Raw genomic sequence first — 23,720 nt, forward strand, 5'->3', positions numbered from 1 at the left:
TTTGCATAAAAAACTTATGTGCGCTTGTATACATTGTAATCGAAAAAGCGAAGAACTTCCTCTCCCTTTTCCAACTCTTGTTGCGAATGGAACGTAATGCGTAGCACCCCATAAATGTCTTCTCGTGTCTCTCTGATTTGAAGATTCGTGATGTTGATATCTCTTGCTCCCAATAGTGTCGTAATTCGTCCGATTTCGCCTGGGTTGTCTGGGATATCGATATACAAATCGTTCAAAGGAGGCAATGCACCCGTTTTGCGCTCAGGCAAGCTGTCTCGAAATTCTCGTGCCGTTTTGAAAAAATGCTCGATTCCTTCTGGATCTCCCTGTTCTACAAGTTGAACGACCTCTTCCAATGCGTTTGCCCAATCCTTTGCGATTTTCAGGATCGGATCACGGTTTTGCAGCAAGATGTCACGCCACATCTGCGGGTTGCTCGATGCAATGCGCGTAATGTCACGAAAGCCGCCAGCAGCAAGCGTTGCATGCCAAGCATTTTCCTCGTCGTACCCTGCCACCAGATTGACCAGAGCAGAAGCGAGAATGTGCGGGAAATGGCTGACTGCACCCACGACCTGATCATGCGAAGCCGCGTCCATTTGCACGACTTTTGCGCGAGTCAGTGTAAGTAGTTCAGACAATTGCTTTACTTTTTCTTCAGATGTTCCCGGCGCTGGTGTCAAAACATAGTAGGCGTTTTCCATCAGACGGTCAGAAGCAGCTTCCACGCCGGATTTATGCGAGCCAGCCATCGGATGTCCACCAATAAATGTAACATGATTGGGAATAACATCCACCGCTTGTCTGACAATACCTGCTTTTGTACTGCCCACATCCGTAATGATCACACCCGGCTGCAGCTCCATTTCCACTAACGAGCGAATGGTTGCAACAATTTGCTCTACTGGTGATGCGAGGAAAATGACATTTGCTTCTCGAACTGCGGTCTGCAAATCAGTTGTGCCAGCATGAATGACACCAAGAGTCAGTGCTTTATCCAAACAATCCTGACGTAAATCGTAGCCGACTACCCGAATATTCGGATCACGTCGCATAGACAGCGCGATTGAGCCGCCGATCAACCCGACGCCGATTACAGTAATGGTGGTTTTTTTCATCTCCACTCTCTATCCTTCCTTCATCTCTCTTAGACAAAGATGCCGAGGCATGCCCGGCATCTTCGTCCTCTATTTCAATGCTCCAGTCACGATTTCTTGTAAGACAGAAAGAATCTTATCATTTTGCTCTTTGGTCCCGATGGTAATACGTTGAAAACCTGGGAAGCCTAGCGCATTACCAGAGCGAACGATGATGCCTTGAGAGAGCAGCTTCTTGAATACTTCATCAGAATCCCTTTTCAAATCAACCAAGATAAAGTTGGTCTGAGATGGATAGTAGGAGAGTCCCCACTCGTCAAAGGAATCGGTAAACTGCTTCATGCCTTCACGGTTACGATCGCGGCATGCTTTCACAAATTCCTGGTCTTGCAACGCCGCACGTGCTGCTACTTGGCCAAGTGTGCCTGTATTGAACGGCTCACGCACATGTTCCAGAGAGGAAATAAGCTCTTCTGACGCGATACCGTAACCGATACGAAGAGCAGCCAGACCGTAGATTTTGGAGAACGTACGCAAAATAATCAGGTTTGGATACTCAGCGAGCATCGGTACTGTTTGTGGATATTCTGGATCAACCACATACTCGTAGTAAGCCTCATCCAAAACGACCAGCACGTTTTTGGGAACCTTTTTCAGAAAAGCTTCCAACTCGGATGTTGTTACAATCGTGCCAGACGGATTGTTCGGGTTACATATCCATACGACCTTCGTTTGTTCGTTGACGGCAGCCGCCATCGCTTCGAGATCGTGAACGCCATCTTTCAACGGCACCTCAATCAAGTCTGCTCCTTCAATAATCCCATTTGAGCGATATTGCGAGAACGTTTGCGTCGCCATGACTGCGTTTGTTCCTTCGCCCAAAAAAGCACGAGAGATCATCAACAGAATTTCATCAGACCCGTTTCCGAAAAACAATTGGCCTGGTTTGACTCCGAGGAAGTCAGCAAGATCCCAGCGCAGATTAAGGCTTGCACCGTCTGGATAAAGAGCCAAATTGTCCAACTGTTCCGCAATGGCAGCTTTCGCCTTCGGTGAGGAACCAAAAGGATTTTCGTTGGACGCCAGCTTGATGACTTCGGTCAAACCAAATTCACGTTTCACGTCATCAATGGGCTTGCCAGGTTGATATACCGGGGCATTGAGTATGCGTTGTTTCGGTTGCATCCACGTTCACTCCAGTCACATTTTTCCCACTATTGTAGCGCACTGGCTAACTGATGTACAAAGGTTTTTATTTTTTCTACAGCTTGCGGCATCTGTTTCGGGTCTTTCAGCTGCTCAGCATGCTCCTCGATTTGCTGTACAATGGCACTTCCCACAATCACACCATTCGTATGGGGTGCTACTGCTCGTACCTGATCCGGCGTGGATATTCCGAAGCCTACAGCAGTAGGAACCGATGTACTGGCCTTTACTCGTTCCAGAAAATCTGCCAAATCCTCTCGCAGGTCGGTACGGGCACCCGTCACACCAAGCGACGATACACAATAAAGAAATCCGGTTGCTTGGGCGCCAATCGTATTGATTCTGGAACTGGAAGTTGGTGCCACCAGCGAAATGACATGAATGCCATGCTGTTTTGCAGCGGTTACTGCTGGACCGTTTTCCTCAATCGGCAAATCAGGAATGACAACACCGTCCGCACCATAGGCAGCGAGATCGGCAAAAAAGCGCTCGATGCCATATTGTAAAACTGGATTAAAGTAGGTGAACAGGACGATGGAAGCCTCCATACCTGATTCGCGGAGCCTTTTGACCAAATGCAAAGCATCCCCGATCGTCACGCCATTTTTCAGCGCACGCTCTGAAGCCCGTTGTATCGTTGGGCCGTCTGCCAAAGGATCGGAGTAAGGGACACCGAGCTCGATGAGATCAGCGCCTGCTTCGACCATCGCTTTTACAAGATGAAAGGTTGCTTCTATGGAAGGATCGCCTACCGTTAGAAACGGGATGAATCGTTTGCGATCACGATCCGCGAATAATTGATCGATTCTGTTAAGAGCTGTCGCCATGATTACTCTCCCCCTTCTGCTGTCAGGGCTTCTTGAATAGTCAGTACGTCCTTGTCGCCTCGACCGGACAAACAGATTACTAATATTTTGTCTGAAGACATCTCTTTCGCACGTTTTATCGCTTCAGCTATCGCATGTGCGCTCTCCAACGCTGGAATGATGCCTTCCGTTTGACAAAGTACTTGTACTGCCTCGAGTGCTTCCGCATCTGTTACCGATGTATAGGTCACTCTTCCAGTGTCTTTGAGATAGGCGTGCTCAGGTCCTACGCCCGGATAATCCAAGCCAGCCGAAATCGAATGCGCTTCTTGCACTTGGCCGCATTCATCCTGCAACAAGTAGGTCAAGGAACCGTGGATGACTCCTGGGCGTCCAAGTGTTAGTGTTGCCGCATGCTTTTCGGTATCGATTCCTTTTCCTGCCGCTTCTACCCCTCTGAGCGCAACAGACTCATCCTGTATGAACGGATAAAACATGCCAATCGCATTGCTGCCTCCCCCAACGCAAGCAACGACCTCGTCTGGAAGCCTTCTGAGCATTTGCAGGACTTGACTGCGCGTCTCTTCACCGATAATTTTTTGGAATTCGCGAACCATGTACGGGTATGGATGTGGACCAACGACAGATCCGATGACATAAAACGTTTCATCGACATGGGAAACCCAATGGCGGATCGCTTCGTTTGTCGCATCCTTAAGTGTACGTGAGCCGGAAACCGCAGGGATAACTTCGGCTCCAAGCAGCTTCATCCGAAAAACATTCAACGACTGGCGACGAATATCTTCTTCCCCCATGAACACCTTGCAGGAGAGTCCGAGCTTTGCCGCAACGGTTGCACTTGCCACTCCGTGCTGACCAGCGCCCGTTTCGGCAATAATTGATTTTTTGCCCATGCGCTTCGCAAGCAATGCTTGGCCCAATGCATTGTTCAATTTATGTGCACCTGTATGGTTGAGATCTTCTCGTTTCAAATAGATTTGGGCGCCGCCGACCGCTTTCGTCAAACGCTCTGCATAGGTGAGCGGGGTAGGGCGTCCAGCATACTCGCTGAGCAGTCCATTCAATTCTTGAACAAATGCGGGGTCACGACGTGCTTCTTCAAAAGCAATCTCGAGCTCTGTCACTGCATTCATCAAGGTTTCCGGAATAAACTTGCCTCCGAAGGCACCAAATCGTCCGTTTTCGTCAGGCACGACTCGCGTAGTTGTTTGAATGTTGTTCATGCGCCTTCACCCTTTCCACCAATGTTTTTATTTTTTCGGCGTCTTTTTCGCCATCCGTCTCTACTCCACTGGACACATCGACTATCCCTACCTGATACTGTCCCATTAATTCTCCGACATTCTCCGCATGAATCCCTCCAGCAATGATGCAGTCTGCTTCCTCGCATGCTGCTTGCAACGTAGGGATTTGCTCCCACGAAAACTTTTTCCCTGTGCCACCTGCTTGACTTGGGTCATACGTATCAAACAAAAAGGCACTGACAATACCTCGATAGGATTGGATTGCTTGCGCAGCATCCGCTTCTCCGCCCACTGCCAACGCCTTCCATACCGGAATGGCGAACCGCTCCCGAACTTGTTGGCAAAATTGTGGCGTCTCCTGTCCATGCAATTGGATCACGGCTAACGGTGCCTTGCTTAGCACTTCCTCCAACTCCTCCATCGAAGGATTCACGAACACACCAACAGCAGGAGGATGGCCCGGAACGGCTGCAAGCAAATGTCCAGCAGTCTGAGCATCAACTTTTCGCTTACTTGGGGCAAAAACAAGGCCTACATAATCGACCTCCAGCTCTTTTAACTGTGCAAGTGTTTCCGCTCGTTTAATCCCACATATTTTCAAATGAGTCATACACTCACCTCTGGTGCTGCTTCTCCCACAAGATCAATGACTGAGCGCTCTACGTCTGCTTGGCGCATGAAATGCTCTCCGACCAGCACAGCCCGGGCACCTGCACTTCTTACATTCTCTATATCCGCTGGTGTCGAAATTCCACTCTCGCTCACGATTGTCAATGACGCAGGCAGTTCTGCAATCAACTCGTGCGTAACGGCCAGGTCAGTTTGAAACGTATTTAAGTTTCGATTGTTGATCCCGAGCAATTTCGGTTCCATTGCTTGAAAAACAAGCTCGCATTCGCGTTTGTCATGGACCTCAACCAGTACATCCATGCCCAGCTCCTCGGCCGTTTGGTTCAGGTGGCGAAGCGTATCCCGATCGAGAATGGCTGCAATAAGCAATACACAATCAGCGCCTGCTGCTCTTGCTTCCACGACTTGAATTTCATCCAGTAGAAAGTCTTTTCTGAGTAACGGGCGATCAATTGCCTCGTGAATTTGTCGTAGATAGCTCAAGCTCCCTTGAAAAAAGGACTCGTCTGTCAAAACAGACAAGCATTCTGCCCGAGCGGCCTGATAAGCCTTCGCGATGCTCACTGCCTGGAAATCAGGTCGGATCAATCCTTTGGACGGGGATGCTTTTTTTACTTCGGCAATTACGCTTACAGGCCGTACACTCGTCTCCAGTGCTTGACGAAATCCGCGTGGACGTTGGACTTCCTTCGCTGCAAAAAGCAATGCTGAAACTGTTGTATCTGTATAAAGACGTGCAATCTCTTCGCGTTTCTTCTCTACGATTTTACGAAGCATGAATCATACCTCCTGCGATGTGACGAACGTGCTCGAGCTTGCGCATGACCAGTCCGCCGTCGATCAGTTCCGCTGCACGTATCACTCCTGTTTCAATCGAGCTAACTCGATCTGCGAGATAGAGGATCGCTCCCGCATTCAGCAATACGATGTCGCGGGCTGCCCCACGTGCACCGGAAAACACGTCGTGAATGATCTTGGCATTCTCATTGGCATCACCGCCGCGCAAAGCATCCTTTTCATGTCTGCGCAGACCGCACTGCTCTGGCTCGATTTCATAAGTCAAAATACGCCCATCCCGCAACTCGGCAATATGACTCGTTCCCGTAACGGTCAATTCATCCAGACCATCCGAGCCTGCAACAACTAGAGCTCTGTTCACATCGAGCTCGTGTAAGACTGCGGCTACATTTGGAAGCAGCTTGGCATCATAAACGCCCATCAGCTGATGGCTGGCACCTGCTGGATTCGTCAATGGTCCCAGCAAGTTAAACACCGTACGAATCGCCAATTCTTTTCGCGGACCAGCCGCATGCTTCATCGCTTGGTGGTACAGGGGAGCGAAGAGGAAGCAGAGATTGGTTGCACGCAGGCAGTCTGCGGCGTCCTTTGGAGATAAATTGACGGGCACTCCCAACGCTTCCAACACATCAGCACTGCCGCTTTTGCTGGAAACCGCACGATTCCCATGCTTGGCGATGCGTACACCGTCAGCTGCTGCGACAATTGCACTCGCCGTCGAAATGTTAAAGGTATGACTTCCGTCTCCGCCTGTTCCGCAAGTGTCTACCAGACCTGGCAGATCGATCGGAAAACTCATCGCCCGTGCTCTCATGGCTTTAGCAAAACCAATAATCTCTTCCACTTGCTCGCCTTTCAAGCGAAGACTCGCTAAAAATGCACCAATTTGAGCTGGAGTTGCCTTTCCGTCCATAATCTCGCCCATGGCCTCTTCTGCAACCGTCCGTGTTAAGTGCTTCCCAAGCAGAATTTGTTCCAGCGCGTATGTTAGCATGACAACTCCACCTTTCTGACAAACATCTGTTCCGCTTTTTCTAACGCAGAGAGCATCGCTGCTGCTTTGTTCACCGTCTCTTGATATTCACTCGCAGGCACCGAGTCGGCTACGATGCCTGCACCTGCCTGTACATGTGCGTAACCATCCTGAAAGAACAACGTTCGAATCGTGATACAGCTATCGAGTGAACCATCAAACGAAATGTAGCCAATTGCTCCCGCATACAGATGGCGTGCGTCAGGTTCGAGCTCTGCAATAATTTCCATCGCCCGCAGCTTGGGAGAACCAGATACTGTCCCAGCCGGAAAAGCACTCAGCAATGCATCGAATGCGTGCAGTCCCTCACGAAGCTTGCCGGTCACATGCGAAACCATATGCATCACATGGGAGTAGTTTTCAATAACCAATGCTTCTTCCACTTCCACGCTTCCGTAAGCAGAGACCTTTCCTACATCGTTGCGCCCTAGATCCAGCAGCATGTAGTGCTCGGCTCTCTCCTTTTTATCTGCCAAAAGATCAGCCGCCAACGCAGCATCTTCTTGTGGGGTCGCCCCTCTTTTTCGCGTTCCTGCAATCGGCCGCATCTCTACCTTTTCATCTTCTACACGCACGAGCAGCTCTGGTGAAGTCCCGACGACTGTCTCGCCCTCGTATTCGAGATAGTACATGTACGGTGAAGGATTGAGCGTTCGCAGCAATCGATACACCGCAAAAGGATCGACATCTGTCTTTACAGAAAAACGTTGGGACAACACGACTTGAAAAATGTCGCCGGCTGCGATGTATTCTTTCGCCTGCACGACTAGTTGCTCGTATTGCTCACGCGTCATATTTGGCTGTACGGTCAATGGCGCTGGTGTATCCGCCGCAACCTGAATGCGTTGATCCATTTCAAGCGGAGTCGAAACTTTGCTAGCCAGCTCCTCGATTCGTTCGCAGACTTGCTTGTATTTTTCGCCAATAGTGTCTGCGGTGTCACCCGGCTCGACATGGAGATTCACAATCAATTGAATTTCCTGCTTCAAATGATCAAAGGCGATCATCTCATCGACAAACAGAAAACGCATATCTGGCACTCGTACAGCTTCCTTGCGATGTGCCGGCAAATTTTCGAAATAGCGCAGCGTATTGTAGCCGAAAAAGCCCACCGCACCACCACTGAGACGAGGCAGCCCCGGTAATTTCGGGCTTTTGTAGCGATCGGTTTCTTCACGCAAAAAGGACACGGGATTACCAGTCTGGACAAGCTTTTCACCAGTTCGATAGGAAACGGTGATTTCTTCACCTTTTGCTTCCACGATCTGAAAAGGATTCATGCCAATGAACGAAAAACGTGCCCAACGCGCACCACCTTCTACGCTCTCCAGCAAAAAGGAATCACTCTTGCGAATCTTCTGATACAAGCGAATCGGTGTCTCCTGATCCGCTAACAGTTTCATGCTTACAGGGATAAGGGAATACGACGCCGAGAGGGTCTGAACCTCGGCTAGGGAAGGGAAATACATGGGCTCTCATCTCCTCAATTAGTGGGAGAGAAAAGGGAATAAGCATTCACCTTTTCTACACCCGCATCCTAGAGCGAGAGGTAGGGGGGAGAAATTTTTGTATACAAAAAAATCCAGACAAAGAGACCTGGATAGGGTGTCAATATGTACCCAGCCTTCTCTTCTCTCCTCAGCCTAACTCATCTCAACTCTGCTCAACTCATTCTCTGCTCTCAGCCGGCTTTTGCTTATTACCGGAAAAACGAGACGCTCTCGTTTCACTTATGGTAAAAGAGAGCGCCCTAATTGTCAACCGCGATTTGTCAAATCCGGGCGCAGCTTGACTGCTTCACGCAAAAAGACGTGATGAATGTCTTTTGCTGTCTTGTCTGTATTCACATGCATCATGACACGAATACACAGCGGCAAGCCACCCGGCACCGGGATTTCTCTTGCACACATGAGTGGCACATATTGCCAAGCTTCTCCTTCAAGCAGGCGGGCCGCTTGAGCAGGGAAGGTCGCACAGAGGTCCTCTGTCGTCGTGATAATAATGCTGCCAATGTCTTCGGGGTTTACTTCATTGCGGCTTACCATTTCCTCCAACAACCATTTTGTAGAGGAGACAATCTCTTCGCGCGTATCGGCTTCCACCGTAACAGCGCCTCTGATTCCTCTCATTCCCATCCTTATCCCTCCACTTCTTCTCTCATGACTCCCAGTATGAGTTCTTCTTCTATATTTTTGACGACTTCAACCTGCCCGATTGCCCTAGGCAACACCAAGGCCAGCTTTCCGCCTACCGTCTTTTTGTCTCGTTTCATGGCTTCTAGCACAGCTTCTGGCGAGAGATTGCCCGGCCACGCCGTTGGCAGATGGAACAATTCCAGCATCCGTTTCGTGCGATTGTATACACCTGTCTCGGCAAAACCAATCCGTTCTGCTACCTTGGCTGCCAAACACATCCCAATTGAGATGGCTTCCCCATGATTCAGGGTGGAGTAAGCAGACAGCGCTTCAAACGCATGACCAAACGTATGACCCAAATTAAGCAATGCACGCTGCCCTTGCTCTGTCTCGTCTTGAGAAACGATAGCCGCTTTGACTGCACAACCTTTTTCAATGGCTTTCCCTAATAATTCTGAATCGAGTTGCCATAGCAAATCAGCGTTGTCTTCCAGCCAATCTACAAAGGCAGCATCGGCGATGAGTCCGTGCTTCACAACCTCTGCAAAACCTGCTGCGACTTCACGCTTCGGTAAGCTATGCAATGCTTTCGTGTCGTAAATGACAACTTTGGGCTGATGGAAAGCACCAATGAGATTTTTTCCGAGCGGATGATTGATCGCTACTTTTCCACCAACCGAACTATCATGTGCGAGCAAGGTAGTCGGCAATTGAACGAAATCAATGCCGCGCATGTACGTAGCAGCCACAAATCCAGCCAAGTCTCCGACGACTCCACCACCGAGAGCCAATACAGCGGACTTCCTGTCCAGCCCTGCATCAATTGCCTCTGTCATCAAACGTTCGTAGACAGCCAGGCTCTTCGATTGTTCTCCAGCAGCGATGACAGCTGAGTGGACCTGGTACCCATGCTGCCGCAAAACATCGAGCAAAGGCTCTACGTAATGAACGGCTACATTCTCATCTGTAACAATCATCAGCTTGCTAGTAGAAGCAATTCCTGCCTCTACTAGCAACGCTGCTGCCTGGTGCAAAAGACCGTCGCCTATCACAATCTGGTAGGAACGCTCCCCCAGCTCAACAGTCAGCTTCTCTACACCCATTAGAATTTCTCCGTGTACGCACGGTATTGACGTACGTTTTCTTCCATGTCGTCAAGAGAATCAGACGGGAATTTTTCGCACATGGCACTCGCGATCTCCCATGCTACCACTGCCTCCGCAACCACACTTGCCGCTGGAACAGCACAACTGTCGGAACGTTCAATGCTCGCTGAGAATGGTTCTCTCGAGTCAATATCCACACTCATCAACGGTTTGTACAAGGTAGGGATCGGCTTCATGACTCCACGAACAACTACAGGCATTCCTGTCGTCATTCCGCCTTCGAGTCCACCTGCACGATTCGTTTTACGGCTGTAGCCGGTTTCTTCGTTCCAAATAATCTCGTCATGAACTTGCGAGCCTTTCAGACCGGCTGCCTCGAATCCGATACCGATTTCGACACCTTTGAAAGCCTGAATACTCATAATTGCTTGTGCAAGACGTCCATCCAGCTTGCGGTCCCATTGCACATGACTGCCCAAACCAATCGGAACGCCTTCTACGATCACTTCTACCGTACCACCGAGGGAATCCCCGTCTTCTTTTGCTTTGTCAATCGCTGCCATCATCAGTGGCTCTGCTTCTTTATCCAAGCAGCGTACTGGCGACTCTTCGGTGCGAGCAATCAGCTCGTCCAGACTAACTTCTTGTCGCTTCGCCACGATCTCATTGATCTGGAGTACCTGTCCTCCAATACGGATACCAAATTGAGCCAGCAATTGGCGGGCTACTGCACCAACAGCTACGCGGACAGTAGTCTCACGGGCGCTGGAACGTTCCAGAATATTGCGCATATCGCGTTGATGATACTTAATCGCCCCGTTTAAATCAGCATGTCCAGGGCGTGGACGGGAAACACGACGCTTTTCTTCAGCGCCTTCCTCTACAGGCTCAGCACTCATGATTCCTTGCCAATGCGTCCAATCCTTATTTTCAACGACCAGTGTGATAGGAGCTCCGGTTGTATATCCATGACGGACACCAGAAAGAATTTTCACCTGATCCTTTTCAATCTGCATTCTTCTGCCGCGGCCATGGCCTTTCTGACGACGTGCCAACTGCTCATTAATTTCCTCAATGGAAATCGGCAAGTTGCTCGGTACGCCCTCGATGATAGCTGTTAATTGCGGCCCGTGGGATTCCCCTGCTGTCAAGTAACGCATCTCTATCCTTCCTCCATCCTCCAGGCAGCCTGTATCCCCTAAAGGCACTTTTTTCGGGGTGCTGTCCTTTATCACTTTTAAGCGCTATAATATCATACCTAGTACGCCGTGGAAATACAAAAGTGGCAAACATCTGCGAAAAACCTTTTCTTCTTACAGGAAAACGCCCCTCCGTATAAGGAGAAGCGCTCTCTTTACGCTAACGCGAATGAATCAGGATTGACATACCTACACATTAAAAAAAGGATTGGGGCTCAGCGGTTTGCGAGTGTGATCCACGCGTATCAAATCATCTAGTTGTGTCCTCTCCGCCCCTAAAATCTGACCACATTCCTGCAGCGTGATCAGCCCTCGACGGTATGCTTCGATGACCTTGTGTTTATCCATCTGCTGCCTCCTCTTGCAAAGTAGGTATTCCTAGTCTTGGGAAAAAACAGCAGAGATATACCAAGGCCAACTTGAATCAACCCATTTTTCGATAGAAGAACGTATCCTCTGTCTCCAGTTGGTATTGTTGCGGCTGAAAAATTTGCTCAGTGCTGCCTACAAAGAGTACCCCGCCAGGTTTCAGTGCCCGACTAAACTTATGATACAGCTCATGCTTTGCTTCCTCGGTAAAGTAAATCATGACATTCCGGCAAATAATCAAATCAAATTGGGAATCGAATGAGTCCGCCAGCAAATTATGTTTTTTGAACGTCACTTTTCTCTTCACTTCGTCCGTGATGCGATAGCTGAGCGTATCCTTTTCAAAATACTTTGCCACGAGGTCTTTCGGACAATCTTGCAGGGAGCGGTCCGTGTATACCCCTTGCTTCGCTTTTGCCAATGCTCCTTCGTCAATATCGGAAGCGAGCACAGTTGCATCCATCTTCTTGCGTAGCAAAATCAGTGAGAGTGTGTACGGCTCCTCCCCTGTCGAGCATGCCGCACTCCAGCATTTCACCCGCGGCGATTGCTTTGCCAACCGTGGCAAAATTTTATTCTCGAGAACTTCCCACCGGCCTGGATTGCGGAAAAATTCCGATACGTTGATGGTCATCCTGTCGAGGAACTCATAGAAAAGCTCCTTGTCTTTCGCGATGGCATCGAAATACTGGGCAAATGTGTTGTACCCCCGCTTTTGTCTCAACGAGGTTAGACGGCGCTTCATCTGTGCTTCCTTGTAGAGGGCAAGATCAATTCCAGTCATTTTCTTCACACTAGCAATAAATTGGAGAAAGTCCTTATCTTCCATGCTGAATCGTACCCCCTTTGCAAACTCCCTAACTTCATTCGCTATATTTCGTCATTATCCTATCTGTTTTGACAAAGATTTTGACAAAAAAAAGAAAACCCCAATAAATGGGGTCTTCTCGATCAGTCTTAGATCCAGCGTTGGATGGTTTTCTCGAAGGAGAGAACTTCTTCAGCGGAGAACCACAGGCCGATTTCACGCTCAGCGCTCTCAGGAGAGTCAGAACCGTGGATGATGTTCATGCCAACGGAAGTAGCGAAATCGCCACGGATCGTACCGGAAGCAGCGTCTACCGGGTTTGTTTTGCCCATCATAGCGCGAGCAGTTGTGATTACGTTGTTACCTTGCCATACCATAGCGAATACTGGTCCGGAAGTGATGAAGTCTACCAGTTCACCGAAGAATGGACGCTCTTTGTGCTCTGCATAGTGTTCCTCAGCCAGTTCGCGGCTTACTGTCATCAGCTTAGCACCTACGAGTTGGTAGCCTTTTTTCTCAAAACGGGATACGATTTCCCCGATCAGGTTGCGTTGTACGCCATCTGGTTTTACCATAAGGAATGTTTTTTCCATTGTAAGTATGCCTCCATTAGAGCTATGTATTGGTGTATAGGACACCAACGAAAATTTTATCAAAACTAGAGTGGTCAAGCAACAGGCAGACCGTCAAAATATCATTAAAATTTGCGATCGATAATATAATTGGCGATACCTGTCAAGGATGTCTTAGCTTGGTTGTTCGGCAAATCTGCAAGAATGGCATGCGCACGGGCGATATAGCGTTCAGCGAGGCGCTGCGAAAAGGCAATGCCCTCATCTTCTCGCACCATACGAACCGCTTCATCCGTATGATCCCAAAACGTATTTTGCGCGATCCATTCCTGGAATTGCGCACGTGCTTTTCCATGATGAGCCGAATAAAGCGCAGGCAACGTGATGTTTCCATGCACCAAGTCGCTTCCAGCAGGCTTCCCTAACTGCTTCTCAGTCCCTGTAAAGTCCAAAATGTCGTCGGTAATTTGAAAAGCCATCCCGACATTGTAGCCGTACCAGTACATTTTACGAATCATGTCATCTGTCGCTCCGCTTGCCACTGCTCCTAATTGACAGCTAATCGCAATTAAAAGCGCAGTCTTTCGTTTGATTCTGCGCAAATACGTACGGAAGTTTTGGTCCCAGTTATTCAAATCCTTTACTTGCTCAATCTCTCCCTTGCAAACCTCGACGATTGCATTCGAGAGAATTTGGTGCAATTGCGGGATCGGGAGCTGAGAGGCGATGGCCAATGCACGCGCAAAAATATAGTCGCCGGCGTACATGGCCACTTTGTTATCCCACTTCATCCGAACTGTATCTTTCCCGCGACGCTTATCCGCATCATCAATCACATCATCATGCACCAGGGAAGCCATGTGGATCAGTTCGAGAGGAACCGCTACATGCTTCAGTTTTTTGACGTCGTAATTACCCCACTTCCCGCCAAGCAAAACAAAAACGGGACGAATCCGCTTTCCTCCTGCCTTGAGCAAGTGAGTCGAAGATAGATACAGCTCTCGAACTGGCGTATCAATTGCTTTTTCCAGTTCATCTTCTATGTATTGGACATCTTTTTTCATCTTGAAGTAAATATCGACTAGATTCATCCGTTCCACCTATCTCGTCAACGTAGTATTGGTCTGTCGGCCGCCAGCCTGCCACAGATCGACGGTTGCAGGTGCCGATAGAAGTCCCAGCTCCGCTGCGCATCGGTAATAGTACTCCAGTCCAATCCGCTGAACGTCACCGAAATCGTGCTGTAATCCTTGGAAATAGTGGATCCATTGCTCTTTCTCTCCACCGAAATGTGTGTGAACGTAGTCAATCAATGGGGCAGTATTCGCTCTTGTCTTCCTTTTGCTCTCTAAAAAAGAGGCATGGACTTCCGCGATCAACTCATGATGATCGGCAATAACCGCTCGACGAAGAGCCCAAATGGCAAAGGTCATGGAATAACCCGTAAATTGATGCCACAGCTCTCCTAAGTCATAGACATGCAGGTCTTTGGCCGTACGCTCAGCGGAAATGGCGTCATCCCCGATCAAGAGCGCTGCATCAGCATCCTCCAGCATTTCTTGCAAAATGGGTTCCTGTGTAACGTAGGAAATCTCATAATCGTAAAACTTATGGAGAATGATCTTTAATAGATTCACTGTGGTAGCCGATGTGTTGGTCAAGGCTATTTTGGCACCGTTTAATTGTTCAATCGGCTTTTTGCTGAACAAGAAAAGGGAGCCTACTCTCCCCATGGCACTGACAGACAGATCTGCCAATGCCACGTATTCGGAGGCATGCTCTGCATAGCTAAACGAAGAAATCGGTCCCATGTCAATCTCACCATTCGCCATTGCGGTGTTCAACTGGGCAGGAACTTGGCGGATGAATTCGATTCGGTCTTCGAATTTTGCCTGATCAAAATAGAAGTAAACCGGCAATACATTGGTATACAAAATTTGTCCAACACGCAAAGACTTTTGCATGCGTTTATTCCCCCCAACGCCGGAACAGCGAATGTGGTACATCAATTGCATCCAAAGTTTTCCCTACCACAAAATTGATCAGATCATCCATGGTTTGCGGTTTCTGATAGTAGCCTGGCATGGCAGGCAAAATCTTGACACCCAGACGGCTTAATTTGAGCATATTCTCGAGCTGAATCGCATTGAGTGGCGTCTCTCTCGGAACGATGACCAACCGCCGCCCTTCCTTGATCATGACATCAGCAACGCGCTCCAGTAAATTACCTGACGCGCCATGTGCGATGCCAGAAACAGTCCCCATCGAGCAAGGTACTACGATCATACCGTCACAGCGATAGGAACCACTGGCTGCGGGACAATTAAAATCTCGCAGTCCCCAATAATGTAGCTCACCCGAAAAGTCTTGTTGCAGCTTCTCCTGCAACAGAGCTTCTCTGTCATCTGTGTGCCAATCCAGTTCATCACGAAATACTTGCCAGCCTGCTTCTGTAATCATCAAGTGAACGATATGTCCAGCACGCAAAAGCTCCTGGACGACTCGAACACCATAGATAGCACCACTTGCACCCGTTATCCCGACAGCCCACTTTTGCTTGTTCATGCAATCACCAAATCAATCATCGTAAAGGTAAACATCACGACACTCAAGATGCCGTTCATATTGAAAAATGCCATATCCAGCTTGGACAGGTCCGTTGGCTTCACCAGCGTGTGTTCATAGATCAAAATCGCACCAGAAATGAGCACACCTACCAGGAACCAGATAGACAAGTCCGCAACTACATACAACGACATCAGACCAACGAAAGTAAGAACATGGCATACGCGGGCAATCAGCAGCGCATTGGCAATTCCAAAGCGGCTCGGCATGGAATAAAGTCCTTCTTTTCGGTCAAAATCGGCGTCCTGGCACGCATAAATGATATCAAATCCTGCTGTCCAGAACATAACGGATGCAAACAATAGAAGGCCAATGCCATCTACTTGACCCGTTGTCGCTACCCAGCCACCCAACGGACCAAACCCGATGGCAACCCCGAGTACAAAGTGGCAAAGCCAAGTAAAGCGTTTCGTATAAGAATAAAGCACAAGGACAAACACAGCGAGCGGCAACAATTTCACAGCCAAATCATTTAACTGGAATGCAGCAATGAACAACACTGCAAAGGACACCACGATAAACAAAATGACTTCCACAATCGAAATAAGGCCAGCAGGAATCGCTCGTGTGACCGTCCGAGGATTTTTCGCATCAATCACCCGGTCGATGACACGGTTTAAGGACATCGCTGCACTGCGAGCGCCCACCATCGCTACTGTCACCCAAAAAATTTCCGACCAGGTAGGCCATGCATTCTCTACCACAATGCTTCCCAAAACAGCTCCCATAAAAGCAAAAGGCAAGGCAAAAAGGGAGTGCTCGAATTTAATCATTTCCAAGATGATTTTCAATTTACGTAGACCCATCTATGACACTTCCTATCTAGTGAAGAAATACCGGTTTACTCCCCATATTATGGCTTTGTGCCAATATGCAAGGCTGATACGCCGCCCATAAACAATTTGACCTGAACCGGGTCCAAGCCTGCTTTCTGAAACATGCTTGCCAGTTCGCGACTGTCCGGGAAATTGGTCAGGGATTGTGGCAGCCATGCATATTCTTCGTACTTGTTGACTGTCAGCTTCGCAATAAATGGCAAGATTTTGTAGAAATATAAGTAAAATAGCTTTCGGTAAGGAATGAATGGGGGCTTGGACACTTCCAGAGAAACGACTTTACCGCCTGGCTTCACAACACGCGCCATTTCATTCAAGACCTGCTGAACATCCGGTACATTCCGCAGGGCAAACCCGATTGTCACGAAGTCAAATGTATGATCCTCGTAGGGCAGATTCATTGCATCTGCGTTCACTAGCTTTACGTTGTTGCCAACACCTGCGTTCGCCACTTTATATGCCCCTACATCCAGCATATTCTGACTGAAATCAAGGCCAACAACACTGCCTTCTTTTCCAACAGCCTTGGCCAATGCAATGGTCCAGTCTGCGGTACCACAAGCAACATCCAACGCCGTATGCCCTGGCTGGATATTCATCTGCTTCATCGTGTAATTACGCCAAGCAATATGACTGCCAAAGCTGATTACATTATTCATTTTATCGTAATCGTTTGCAATGCTCTCGAAAACGGAGTGAACGTACTCTGCTTTCTCATTCATCTGTGTCTGGTTCACTTGGCTACATCTCCTCAATTACCTTCTTCAAGCGACTGATCCGATGGGAGTACCGTGCCGTAATGGATGCAAGAATGTTCCGCGTCTCTGCAGGATGCAGCGTACGCACCATTTGCTCACACAAACCGATTAATTCGATGGCTTTCCCCTCAACGCCAGACAAAACTTGCGCGAGTGTAGCCCCGGGTTTTTGCAGCAAAAAACGGGCAAAACCAAAAGGGACTTGTTCTTGCCATTTGAGCTGCTCCCACTCTCCGATCACACTCTCTACCTTGGCTGTTTCCTTCATCAGATCGCTCCAGAAACGACGGCGATCAGCTGAATCGGCATACTCCTCTACAACAGCCACGTATAAGCCCGTATCAATCGTATTTCGCAGTTCCCAGTACTCTTCATCTGATAAAATCTTGCTATCTCGCCCAGCGATGTAGAGTCTCATTTTCGCTTCGTTCACTCGCTGAATGGCTGCCGACAACACTTGAATCGCTTGGATTTCACCTGCTGAAGCCAGAAGGTGATAATAGCGACTGCTGTAATAATCACCCGCAAGTACGGTCAGCTGTCGGTTTCGCTCCGCGCTCTGTGAGGAGTCGTACTCATTTTTTACGAGCTCATGCGTGTCCAGTCCCAATTGGACAAGCCCTGTTGCTGTACATAGCACCGAAGCCTTTTCCTTCGGCATACCTTGTTCCAGCAAAAAAAGGTACAACAGCTCTAGACGATTTTCCGCCATGGAAGGAACGTCAACATATTGTTCTACATAGGAATGGGTGATTCTCTTGTAGATTTGTTCGATAATGGACCGAACCTCTTCTACATTCGGGGAAAGTTCTTTGCTCATGCGTCCTCCTCCACAAGCTGCACAACCTAAAGATGTCTGCCTGTTCCGTACTGTTCCTTACTCTTCGGTCTTCCTCTGCCGTCCGGTCAAAAGGCCGTCTCTACTATCATACCATACTTCTTCCATCAGGGACTAATTCGCTCATAAAAATACGACTCGATTCGAATAGGAAATGTACTGCTTACAAAGGTCTGGATATCCGAAGGGTCGGTCAAAGGTTTGTCATGTCCTGCGAGATTTCCAGTTGTCGATTGTATGGCAATCAATAATCTCGATTCTTTTGGTGGATCCGTCTCCTCCAACAAGCGATAGTACACGGGCCCGACATTGTCTGCATAGGTACGCAAGTCGTATGTCAAACGGTAAAAATCTTGATAGACGGTGTTTAACTCTACTTTTTCGGCAGGTTTCACCACAAAATCGACATAGATCGATGGGTTTTCCCATTTTATACGCTTAATATTATAATGTGTCGACATCCTTGTAAATAAATCAAGGGCATTTTGCTCGCTTAAGTGAATGGCACGTGCTGACTGAAATGTCGGTATATCCGATTGCAGCCACTGATTCGTAGGAACGAGTGACAGCATGAGAGCCAAGAAAGTGGAAACAGCAATCGCCATCAGCAATTGGCGCGGCATAGACATCCCTCCTCTCCTCCATTGTACAAACAAAAAAAGCAGGCTATGCCTGCTTCTTAGCAAAACGACTTGCTCTTTTATTCGGTCGTATCTACGACGCCATGCTGCGAGTAAATCACTGCTTTTCCTCGCACCTTAATCGCAGAGGTGTGCTCCGTAAATTGAAAAATCATGACTTCGCCTTTATCGAGCTTCTCTGTATGATGAAAACGCGTATCAGAGCCTCTTGTTAAACCGATCACATGAACGCCATTTTCCTTCGCTTTGACTACGAAATAATCCTGATTAAATCCCGATGGTTGTGCCAATATGTTTCCTCCTGACCAATACGGTATGCGCGTACGTCTAGTATGATGCCCCTTCTGACTCCAGTCGGCTCATGATCTTGTCTACATAGCGCTGTGTCTCTTGCGGCAATTGGTCAAACTTCGCTTCTAGCTCGTCATCAGTGCTGATTCCCAGACGACTCATCCGGCCTGGACCAGCATTATAAGCAGCAAGTGCTACTTTCACATCCCCATCATACCGATCCAACAGCGACTTCAAATATTTTGTTCCACCTGCAAGGTTTTCATCAGGGTCGTATACATTGCGGACTTGCATGGCTTTTGCCGTATTGTCCATCAGCTGCATCAAGCCCTTCGCCCCTGCGTGAGATTCTACGTTCGGATTGAAATTGGATTCGGCCCTGACGACCTCTCTCACCAGATCAGCGTCCACTCCGATCGATTTCGCTGTCTGATCAATCTTGTCCAAGATTTCCGGGGTAGGAACAGATGGTCCTTTTGCAAAAGACAGGGACTGTTCATTTTGAATATGGGTAGGAATCTTCCAGTTTCTAGAACCATCTAACTTGGCCAAAATCTCCTGCGAACTAATAACCCGCTGGCCGGTTGTTGCTAACTGGGACTGCAGGATGTCCGAGAAGAGCCCCTCGTCTCCATTCGAAAGCGAAGAGGCGTCATAGGTTTGCGGCAATGTTTGCAAATATGGTTGAAGTGATACAGGCACCTTCATAGCATTGAACAACCCTTCCCTAGCTTGTCTACCTATCATTATAAAAAAGAAAGATCAGGAAGCCAATAGCAAAATGGCACTACTTGGGAGAGTAGCCATTTTACATAAAAAAGAAGCCTTTGCTCAAGGCTTCTGATCGTTATATGCAGATGGTCGGAATGCAGGGATTCGAACCCTGGACCTCACCCACCCCAAGGGTGCGCGCTACCGGGCTGCGCCACATCCCGACTGTACATCCGTACTATACAATATTTTACCTATAGAGTCAATATAATTTCCTTATTTTTGCATTCTTATGAGCGAATCAAGCTAAATACTTCTGCACGGGCAGCCGCATCTTTCTCAAACATCCCGCGAACAGCAGAAGTGATCGTTTTCGAGCCTGGCTTTTTCACACCACGCATCGTCATGCACATATGCTCTGCTTCTACAACCACGACCACACCATGTGGATCGAGCTTGCGCATAATTGCATCAGCTACTGTTGCTGTGATTCGTTCCTGGAGCTGCGGACGTTTTGCCACGGTATCAACCGCACGTGCCAGCTTGCTCAGTCCTACTACACGCCCCCCGCGTGGTACGTAAGCGACATGCGCTTTTCCGAAGAAGGGAACCAAGTGATGCTCACACATGGAGTAAAAGGGAATGTCCTTCACCAAAACCATTTCCTCATGATCTTCGCTAAAGACAGTCTCGAAATACTGCTCTTCGTCTATATGCATGCCCTCAAATACTTCGGCGTACATTTTCGCAACTCGCTTAGGGGTATCCAGCACTCCTTCACGATCAGGATCGTCCCCCACTGCTTCTAAGATCATGCGAACAGCTTGCTGTATTTTATCTAAGTCGACGTTCATCATTGTACCTCCTATGTAACGGCATACGCCTTGTTTCTCATCACTAAGGACTGTTTGCTCCATATCAGCGTCAGACTTAGTGCCTGCTCGCGATCAAAGCCAATCTTACCATATCGTTTAAAAAAAGACAAAAAGATATACCAGTATTTTCATAGGCAAACTGTATGTATACAGAAAAAAACCCACATTTTATCAATGTGGATTTTTTATGTAAGTGCTTCGTTCTCAAAAGAAACAACTACTTGATGGAGTCTTTGAGTTGTTTACCTGGTTTAAACGCAGGTACTTTGCTGGAAGCGATTTCGATCTCTTCACCAGTTTGTGGGTTACGGCCTTTACGAGCCGCACGTTCACGAACTTCGAAGTTACCAAAGCCGATCAGTTGGACTTTATCACCAGTTTTCAATGCATCTGCAATTGCGTCAAGAACTGCATCAACTGCTTTTGTTGCATCTTTCTTGGTGAGCTCTGTGGTTTCAGCCACTTTTGCAATCAGTTCTGTTTTGTTCATTTTATTCACCTCCCCTCAAAGAACACCAAGTCCTAGCTATTATTTTTCTTAACCGAAACGAAGCGTTTTATACACGAATGGTTGTTTTTACCGATCTGACAAGCTTATAGTAATACACCGATTTCTTAAATTCAAGCCCCTCCTGTCGAAATTGAACGAAATACAAGAAAAAAAGGCATCTCGTCATGTCAGATGCCTTCCCTATATTTATTGTTTATAGGACTTTAGAACTATTTATTAGAGTATGATCGCAATCAGGCCACCCGATCCCTCGTTGATGATTCGACCCAATGTCTCCTGCAATTTGTATCTGGCGTTGTCTGGCATCATGGTAATTTTTGCCTGAATACCTTCTCTTACGATGGAATGGAGCGAGCGTCCAAAAATATCGGAGTTCCAGATGGATAGCGGATCTTTGTCAAAATCCTGCATGAGATAGCGGACAAGCTCCTCACTCTGCTTCTCGGTTCCGATAATCGGAGCGAATTCAGACTCGACATCCACCCGAATCATGTGAATAGACGGTGCTGTTGCTTTGAGTCTAACTCCAAAGCGCGGTCCCTGGCGGATCAATTCAGGTTCGTCCAAGGTCATTTCATGCAACGACGGGGCTGCTATACCGTAGCCCGTACTTCGGACCATGTGCAACGCTTCCGCTACCTGATCAAACTCGCGCTTGGCATGTGCGAATTCCTGCATGATTTTCAGCAAGTGATCCTTGCCATTTATCTCTACACCGACAATTTCCATCAAGATGCGGTCATACAGCTCATCTGGCGCGTAGAGGTCAATCTCTGCGATCCCTTGCCCCATGTGCATACCAGCAAGGGAGGCTTTCTCTACGAAGTCATAATCATTGAAGAAGCCGACGACACGGTCCACATCGCGTAACCGGCGGATGTCCTGCACGGTCTCACGTACAGCTTCCTCGTAGTTCTGACGCAGCCAGTGCCCGTTCTCCAGCACCATTACCCAGCTCGGCAGATTGACATTTACTTCATGAACTGGGAATTCAAACAGGACTTCTCTCATGAGAAGCAAGATTTCCTGCTCTGTCATATGATCAACCGACAAGGCCACGACTGGTACATCGTATTTTTCCTGGAGCTGTACGCGAAGGTTTTGTGCTTCGTCGGAGCGCGGACGCGTCGAGTTCACAACAATCACGAACGGTTTTCCGACTTCCTTCAGTTCGTTTACAACCCGCTCCTCTGCATCGATGTATCCTACACGCGGTATTTCCGCGATGCTGCCATCCGTTGTCACAACGATCCCGATGGTTGAGTGCTCCTGGATAACCTTGCGTGTCCCGACTTCGGCCGCTTCCTCAAATGGTACAGGCTCTTCATACCAAGGTGTATTTACCATTCGTGGGCCATTGTCGTCTTCAAAGCCTTTTGCCCCTTGCACCGTATAACCAACGCAGTCAACGAGGCGGACATTGATGCTGAGTCCTTCTGTCACATGTACGTTAACGGCTTGATTCGGAACAAATTTGGGTTCGGTTGTCATGATTGTTCGTCCTGAAGCGCTCTGCGGCAACTCGTCTGTCGCTCGTATCCGCTCCGCTTCAGAGTTGATATTCGGGATTACAACTTGCTCCATAAACCGCTTGATAAAGGTAGACTTTCCCGTACGAACAGGGCCTACCACTCCGAGGTAGATGTCTCCGCCCGTCCGTTCGGCAATGTCTTTAAAGATGTCGACTCGTTCCACCATCGATGACCTCCTTCTATTTGTCTATTTTTACACTATGACCGATTTTCCGAATTATCCCTGACCGCCAGTATTTTCGTAGGGAATCTCGTACTAGTTTTGTGGACAGTACAAATATATGTATTTTTGCGTTAACTAGAACAAAAAAAACGACCCTGAGCAGAGTCGTTTTTCGCGAAGTTAATTTAGTTTGAGAAGCTTTGGTTCACCATCGACCATTTCATATGGAAACGATTTCGCGGGTACGAACATGGAATTGCGTGCAAGCACGTACCTCGGGTCTGTTTTTTCCGGCACGGTTACTTTTGTATCCCGAAGCAATTGCGCGATATCCGCAGCATAATCAATCCCGACTTGTCCTTCAGCGTTCATGACCAGTGGCAATAAGTAAGTGCCCATCGTAGACGGCACCTGCCACGCTTTTAACCCGAGCCGGTCATGATCGATGGAATAGTATCCATTCCCCAAGTCAGCCAGTACAGGCAGCTTTTCGAAATGTCCCTTGTAACGGTCTACTTCGCTCTGTACATCCGCTACTGTACTGACAGCGGTCAAATGAATGAGCTTCACTGTCGGCTTTGTATCCACGTCAATCAGTACGTACTTGTATACGCCGCCTTTTTCAAATGCGTTTCCAGGTACATCCGGCATGTATTTGGGGATCATCTTGCGGAAATCAATCTCGTATTTTTCAAAAATAGGAGTATCGAGGGATTTCGTTACGATTGGCAACACTGCTGTGTCTTTTTGGAATTGCTCAATCGCTTTTTGTGTTGCTTCTACAAAAAAGGTACTGGGAATTTGGTTCTCTGCTCTGCGCTCATCCGGATATAAGCATCCGGATAAAAGGGAAGACAGAATCGTCAAACTGATCACAAGCCTGAACGATTTTCGCCACGATTGCCACATCTTATG

27 protein-coding genes and 1 tRNA gene are annotated in these 23,720 nt (G+C 48.2%); all 28 read right to left on the reverse strand.

Features of this window, described 5'->3' with window-relative positions; genetic code table 11:
- Positions 1 to 14 precede the first annotated feature (14 nt).
- Complete coding sequence (locus EL268_RS17025) at positions 15 to 1,118, reverse strand: prephenate dehydrogenase (protein WP_106653155.1); 1,104 nt, start codon at positions 1,116 to 1,118, stop codon at positions 15 to 17.
- A 69-nt stretch (positions 1,119 to 1,187) separates the two neighbouring features.
- Positions 1,188 to 2,282, reverse strand: coding sequence for a histidinol-phosphate transaminase (gene hisC / locus EL268_RS17030; protein ID WP_106653037.1), 1,095 nt, complete (start codon positions 2,280 to 2,282; stop codon positions 1,188 to 1,190).
- A gap of 29 nt (positions 2,283 to 2,311) precedes the next feature.
- Positions 2,312 to 3,130: a tryptophan synthase subunit alpha gene (gene trpA, locus EL268_RS17035; protein ID WP_106653036.1), complete on the reverse strand. Its 819-nt coding sequence runs from the start codon at positions 3,128 to 3,130 to the stop codon at positions 2,312 to 2,314.
- Between the two features lie 2 nt (positions 3,131 to 3,132).
- Positions 3,133 to 4,353, reverse strand: a complete 1,221-nt coding sequence (gene trpB / locus EL268_RS17040; RefSeq protein WP_106653035.1) for a tryptophan synthase subunit beta — start codon at positions 4,351 to 4,353, stop codon at positions 3,133 to 3,135.
- Positions 4,316 to 4,984 carry a phosphoribosylanthranilate isomerase gene (locus EL268_RS17045; RefSeq protein WP_106653034.1) on the reverse strand — a complete coding sequence of 223 codons (669 nt, stop codon included), beginning with the start codon at positions 4,982 to 4,984 and terminating at the stop codon, positions 4,316 to 4,318. Before EL268_RS17045 ends, trpB begins: the two co-directional genes overlap by 38 nt.
- Positions 4,981 to 5,781, reverse strand: coding sequence for an indole-3-glycerol phosphate synthase TrpC (trpC, locus tag EL268_RS17050; RefSeq protein ID WP_106653033.1), 801 nt, complete (start codon positions 5,779 to 5,781; stop codon positions 4,981 to 4,983). Before trpC ends, EL268_RS17045 begins: the two co-directional genes overlap by 4 nt.
- The gene (gene trpD / locus EL268_RS17055; RefSeq protein WP_106653032.1) at positions 5,771 to 6,796 is read right to left on the reverse strand and encodes an anthranilate phosphoribosyltransferase; all 1,026 of its coding nucleotides are present in this window, start codon (positions 6,794 to 6,796) and stop codon (positions 5,771 to 5,773) included. The genes trpC and trpD overlap by 11 nt, the downstream gene beginning before the upstream one ends.
- On the reverse strand, positions 6,790 to 8,304 hold the full coding sequence (gene trpE, locus EL268_RS17060) for an anthranilate synthase component I (protein ID WP_106653031.1): 1,515 nt from the start codon (positions 8,302 to 8,304) through the stop codon (positions 6,790 to 6,792). The genes trpD and trpE overlap by 7 nt, the downstream gene beginning before the upstream one ends.
- A gap of 288 nt (positions 8,305 to 8,592) precedes the next feature.
- Complete coding sequence (gene aroH / locus EL268_RS17065) at positions 8,593 to 8,970, reverse strand: chorismate mutase (protein ID WP_047068990.1); 378 nt, start codon at positions 8,968 to 8,970, stop codon at positions 8,593 to 8,595.
- A 2-nt stretch (positions 8,971 to 8,972) separates the two neighbouring features.
- Positions 8,973 to 10,073: a 3-dehydroquinate synthase gene (aroB, locus tag EL268_RS17070; RefSeq protein ID WP_106653030.1), complete on the reverse strand. Its 1,101-nt coding sequence runs from the start codon at positions 10,071 to 10,073 to the stop codon at positions 8,973 to 8,975.
- Positions 10,073 to 11,236 (reverse strand): chorismate synthase, encoded by a 1,164-nt coding sequence (gene aroC / locus EL268_RS17075; RefSeq protein WP_047068988.1) that lies wholly within the window; start codon positions 11,234 to 11,236, stop codon positions 10,073 to 10,075. The genes aroB and aroC overlap by 1 nt, the downstream gene beginning before the upstream one ends.
- 228 nt (positions 11,237 to 11,464) lie before the next feature.
- Positions 11,465 to 11,623: a hypothetical protein gene (locus tag EL268_RS32845; RefSeq protein ID WP_007716564.1), complete on the reverse strand. Its 159-nt coding sequence runs from the start codon at positions 11,621 to 11,623 to the stop codon at positions 11,465 to 11,467.
- 76 nt (positions 11,624 to 11,699) lie between these two features.
- Positions 11,700 to 12,473, reverse strand: coding sequence for a CheR family methyltransferase (locus EL268_RS17080; RefSeq protein WP_048032639.1), 774 nt, complete (start codon positions 12,471 to 12,473; stop codon positions 11,700 to 11,702).
- A gap of 128 nt (positions 12,474 to 12,601) precedes the next feature.
- Positions 12,602 to 13,045, reverse strand: a complete 444-nt coding sequence (gene ndk, locus EL268_RS17085) for a nucleoside-diphosphate kinase (protein WP_007716560.1) — start codon at positions 13,043 to 13,045, stop codon at positions 12,602 to 12,604.
- Positions 13,046 to 13,149: 104 nt separating this feature from the next.
- Positions 13,150 to 14,115 (reverse strand): polyprenyl synthetase family protein, encoded by a 966-nt coding sequence (locus tag EL268_RS17090; RefSeq protein ID WP_106653029.1) that lies wholly within the window; start codon positions 14,113 to 14,115, stop codon positions 13,150 to 13,152.
- A gap of 9 nt (positions 14,116 to 14,124) precedes the next feature.
- Positions 14,125 to 14,988 (reverse strand): menaquinone biosynthesis protein, encoded by an 864-nt coding sequence (locus EL268_RS17095; RefSeq protein ID WP_106653028.1) that lies wholly within the window; start codon positions 14,986 to 14,988, stop codon positions 14,125 to 14,127.
- 4 nt (positions 14,989 to 14,992) lie between these two features.
- Entirely contained in the window at positions 14,993 to 15,589 is a 597-nt protein-coding gene (locus tag EL268_RS17100; protein ID WP_017248115.1) for a UbiX family flavin prenyltransferase, read from the reverse strand.
- Positions 15,586 to 16,455, reverse strand: coding sequence for a UbiA-like polyprenyltransferase (locus tag EL268_RS17105; RefSeq protein ID WP_106653027.1), 870 nt, complete (start codon positions 16,453 to 16,455; stop codon positions 15,586 to 15,588). The genes EL268_RS17100 and EL268_RS17105 overlap by 4 nt, the downstream gene beginning before the upstream one ends.
- Positions 16,456 to 16,502: 47 nt before the next feature.
- The gene (locus EL268_RS17110) at positions 16,503 to 17,222 is read right to left on the reverse strand and encodes a demethylmenaquinone methyltransferase (protein ID WP_017248113.1); all 720 of its coding nucleotides are present in this window, start codon (positions 17,220 to 17,222) and stop codon (positions 16,503 to 16,505) included.
- 4 nt (positions 17,223 to 17,226) lie between these two features.
- The gene (locus tag EL268_RS17115) at positions 17,227 to 18,063 is read right to left on the reverse strand and encodes a heptaprenyl diphosphate synthase component 1 (protein WP_106653026.1); all 837 of its coding nucleotides are present in this window, start codon (positions 18,061 to 18,063) and stop codon (positions 17,227 to 17,229) included.
- Between the two features lie 125 nt (positions 18,064 to 18,188).
- Positions 18,189 to 18,704: a hypothetical protein gene (locus EL268_RS17120; RefSeq protein WP_106653025.1), complete on the reverse strand. Its 516-nt coding sequence runs from the start codon at positions 18,702 to 18,704 to the stop codon at positions 18,189 to 18,191.
- A 77-nt stretch (positions 18,705 to 18,781) separates the two neighbouring features.
- The gene (mtrB, locus tag EL268_RS17125; protein ID WP_047068979.1) at positions 18,782 to 19,012 is read right to left on the reverse strand and encodes a trp RNA-binding attenuation protein MtrB; all 231 of its coding nucleotides are present in this window, start codon (positions 19,010 to 19,012) and stop codon (positions 18,782 to 18,784) included.
- Between the two features lie 37 nt (positions 19,013 to 19,049).
- The gene (locus tag EL268_RS17130; RefSeq protein WP_106653024.1) at positions 19,050 to 19,760 is read right to left on the reverse strand and encodes a lytic transglycosylase domain-containing protein; all 711 of its coding nucleotides are present in this window, start codon (positions 19,758 to 19,760) and stop codon (positions 19,050 to 19,052) included.
- 111 nt (positions 19,761 to 19,871) lie between these two features.
- Positions 19,872 to 19,948: transfer RNA gene (locus EL268_RS17135), tRNA-Pro, on the reverse strand.
- Positions 19,949 to 20,014: 66 nt separating this feature from the next.
- Entirely contained in the window at positions 20,015 to 20,581 is a 567-nt protein-coding gene (gene folE, locus EL268_RS17140; protein ID WP_174769427.1) for a GTP cyclohydrolase I FolE, read from the reverse strand.
- Positions 20,582 to 20,816: 235 nt separating this feature from the next.
- Positions 20,817 to 21,089: an HU family DNA-binding protein gene (locus tag EL268_RS17145; RefSeq protein ID WP_005831316.1), complete on the reverse strand. Its 273-nt coding sequence runs from the start codon at positions 21,087 to 21,089 to the stop codon at positions 20,817 to 20,819.
- A 237-nt stretch (positions 21,090 to 21,326) separates the two neighbouring features.
- Positions 21,327 to 22,805 (reverse strand): stage IV sporulation protein A, encoded by a 1,479-nt coding sequence (spoIVA, locus tag EL268_RS17150; protein WP_039960052.1) that lies wholly within the window; start codon positions 22,803 to 22,805, stop codon positions 21,327 to 21,329.
- A gap of 180 nt (positions 22,806 to 22,985) precedes the next feature.
- On the reverse strand, positions 22,986 to 23,714 hold the full coding sequence (locus tag EL268_RS17155; RefSeq protein WP_106653022.1) for a hypothetical protein: 729 nt from the start codon (positions 23,712 to 23,714) through the stop codon (positions 22,986 to 22,988).
- Between the last annotated feature and the right edge of the window lie 6 nt (positions 23,715 to 23,720).

Origin of the sequence: Brevibacillus brevis (genome assembly GCF_900637055.1) — a bacterium.
Lineage (GTDB): Bacteria > Bacillota > Bacilli > Brevibacillales > Brevibacillaceae > Brevibacillus > Brevibacillus brevis.

Excerpts from the sequence above, each read along its gene's own strand:
- EL268_RS17025 (WP_106653155.1), bottom strand. The coding sequence starts at position 1,118 with ATGAAAAAAACCACCATTACTGTAATCGGCGTCGGGTTGATCGGCGGC.
- hisC (WP_106653037.1), bottom strand. The coding sequence starts at position 2,282 with ATGCAACCGAAACAACGCATACTCAATGCCCCGGTATATCAACCTGGC.
- trpA (WP_106653036.1), bottom strand. The coding sequence starts at position 3,130 with ATGGCGACAGCTCTTAACAGAATCGATCAATTATTCGCGGATCGTGAT.
- trpB (WP_106653035.1), bottom strand. The coding sequence starts at position 4,353 with ATGAACAACATTCAAACAACTACGCGAGTCGTGCCTGACGAAAACGGA.
- EL268_RS17045 (WP_106653034.1), bottom strand. The coding sequence starts at position 4,984 with ATGACTCATTTGAAAATATGTGGGATTAAACGAGCGGAAACACTTGCA.
- trpC (WP_106653033.1), bottom strand. The coding sequence starts at position 5,781 with ATGCTTCGTAAAATCGTAGAGAAGAAACGCGAAGAGATTGCACGTCTT.
- trpD (WP_106653032.1), bottom strand. The coding sequence starts at position 6,796 with ATGCTAACATACGCGCTGGAACAAATTCTGCTTGGGAAGCACTTAACA.
- trpE (WP_106653031.1), bottom strand. The coding sequence starts at position 8,304 with ATGTATTTCCCTTCCCTAGCCGAGGTTCAGACCCTCTCGGCGTCGTAT.
- aroH (WP_047068990.1), bottom strand. The coding sequence starts at position 8,970 with ATGGGAATGAGAGGAATCAGAGGCGCTGTTACGGTGGAAGCCGATACG.
- aroB (WP_106653030.1), bottom strand. The coding sequence starts at position 10,073 with ATGGGTGTAGAGAAGCTGACTGTTGAGCTGGGGGAGCGTTCCTACCAG.
- aroC (WP_047068988.1), bottom strand. The coding sequence starts at position 11,236 with ATGCGTTACTTGACAGCAGGGGAATCCCACGGGCCGCAATTAACAGCT.
- EL268_RS32845 (WP_007716564.1), bottom strand. The coding sequence starts at position 11,623 with ATGGATAAACACAAGGTCATCGAAGCATACCGTCGAGGGCTGATCACG.
- EL268_RS17080 (WP_048032639.1), bottom strand. The coding sequence starts at position 12,473 with ATGGAAGATAAGGACTTTCTCCAATTTATTGCTAGTGTGAAGAAAATG.
- ndk (WP_007716560.1), bottom strand. The coding sequence starts at position 13,045 with ATGGAAAAAACATTCCTTATGGTAAAACCAGATGGCGTACAACGCAAC.
- EL268_RS17090 (WP_106653029.1), bottom strand. The coding sequence starts at position 14,115 with ATGAATCTAGTCGATATTTACTTCAAGATGAAAAAAGATGTCCAATAC.
- EL268_RS17095 (WP_106653028.1), bottom strand. The coding sequence starts at position 14,988 with ATGCAAAAGTCTTTGCGTGTTGGACAAATTTTGTATACCAATGTATTG.
- EL268_RS17100 (WP_017248115.1), bottom strand. The coding sequence starts at position 15,589 with ATGAACAAGCAAAAGTGGGCTGTCGGGATAACGGGTGCAAGTGGTGCT.
- EL268_RS17105 (WP_106653027.1), bottom strand. The coding sequence starts at position 16,455 with ATGGGTCTACGTAAATTGAAAATCATCTTGGAAATGATTAAATTCGAG.
- EL268_RS17115 (WP_106653026.1), bottom strand. The coding sequence starts at position 18,063 with ATGAGCAAAGAACTTTCCCCGAATGTAGAAGAGGTTCGGTCCATTATC.
- EL268_RS17120 (WP_106653025.1), bottom strand. The coding sequence starts at position 18,704 with ATGCCGCGCCAATTGCTGATGGCGATTGCTGTTTCCACTTTCTTGGCT.
- EL268_RS17130 (WP_106653024.1), bottom strand. The coding sequence starts at position 19,760 with ATGATAGGTAGACAAGCTAGGGAAGGGTTGTTCAATGCTATGAAGGTG.
- folE (WP_174769427.1), bottom strand. The coding sequence starts at position 20,581 with ATGATGAACGTCGACTTAGATAAAATACAGCAAGCTGTTCGCATGATC.
- EL268_RS17145 (WP_005831316.1), bottom strand. The coding sequence starts at position 21,089 with ATGAACAAAACAGAACTGATTGCAAAAGTGGCTGAAACCACAGAGCTC.
- EL268_RS17155 (WP_106653022.1), bottom strand. The coding sequence starts at position 23,714 with ATGTGGCAATCGTGGCGAAAATCGTTCAGGCTTGTGATCAGTTTGACG.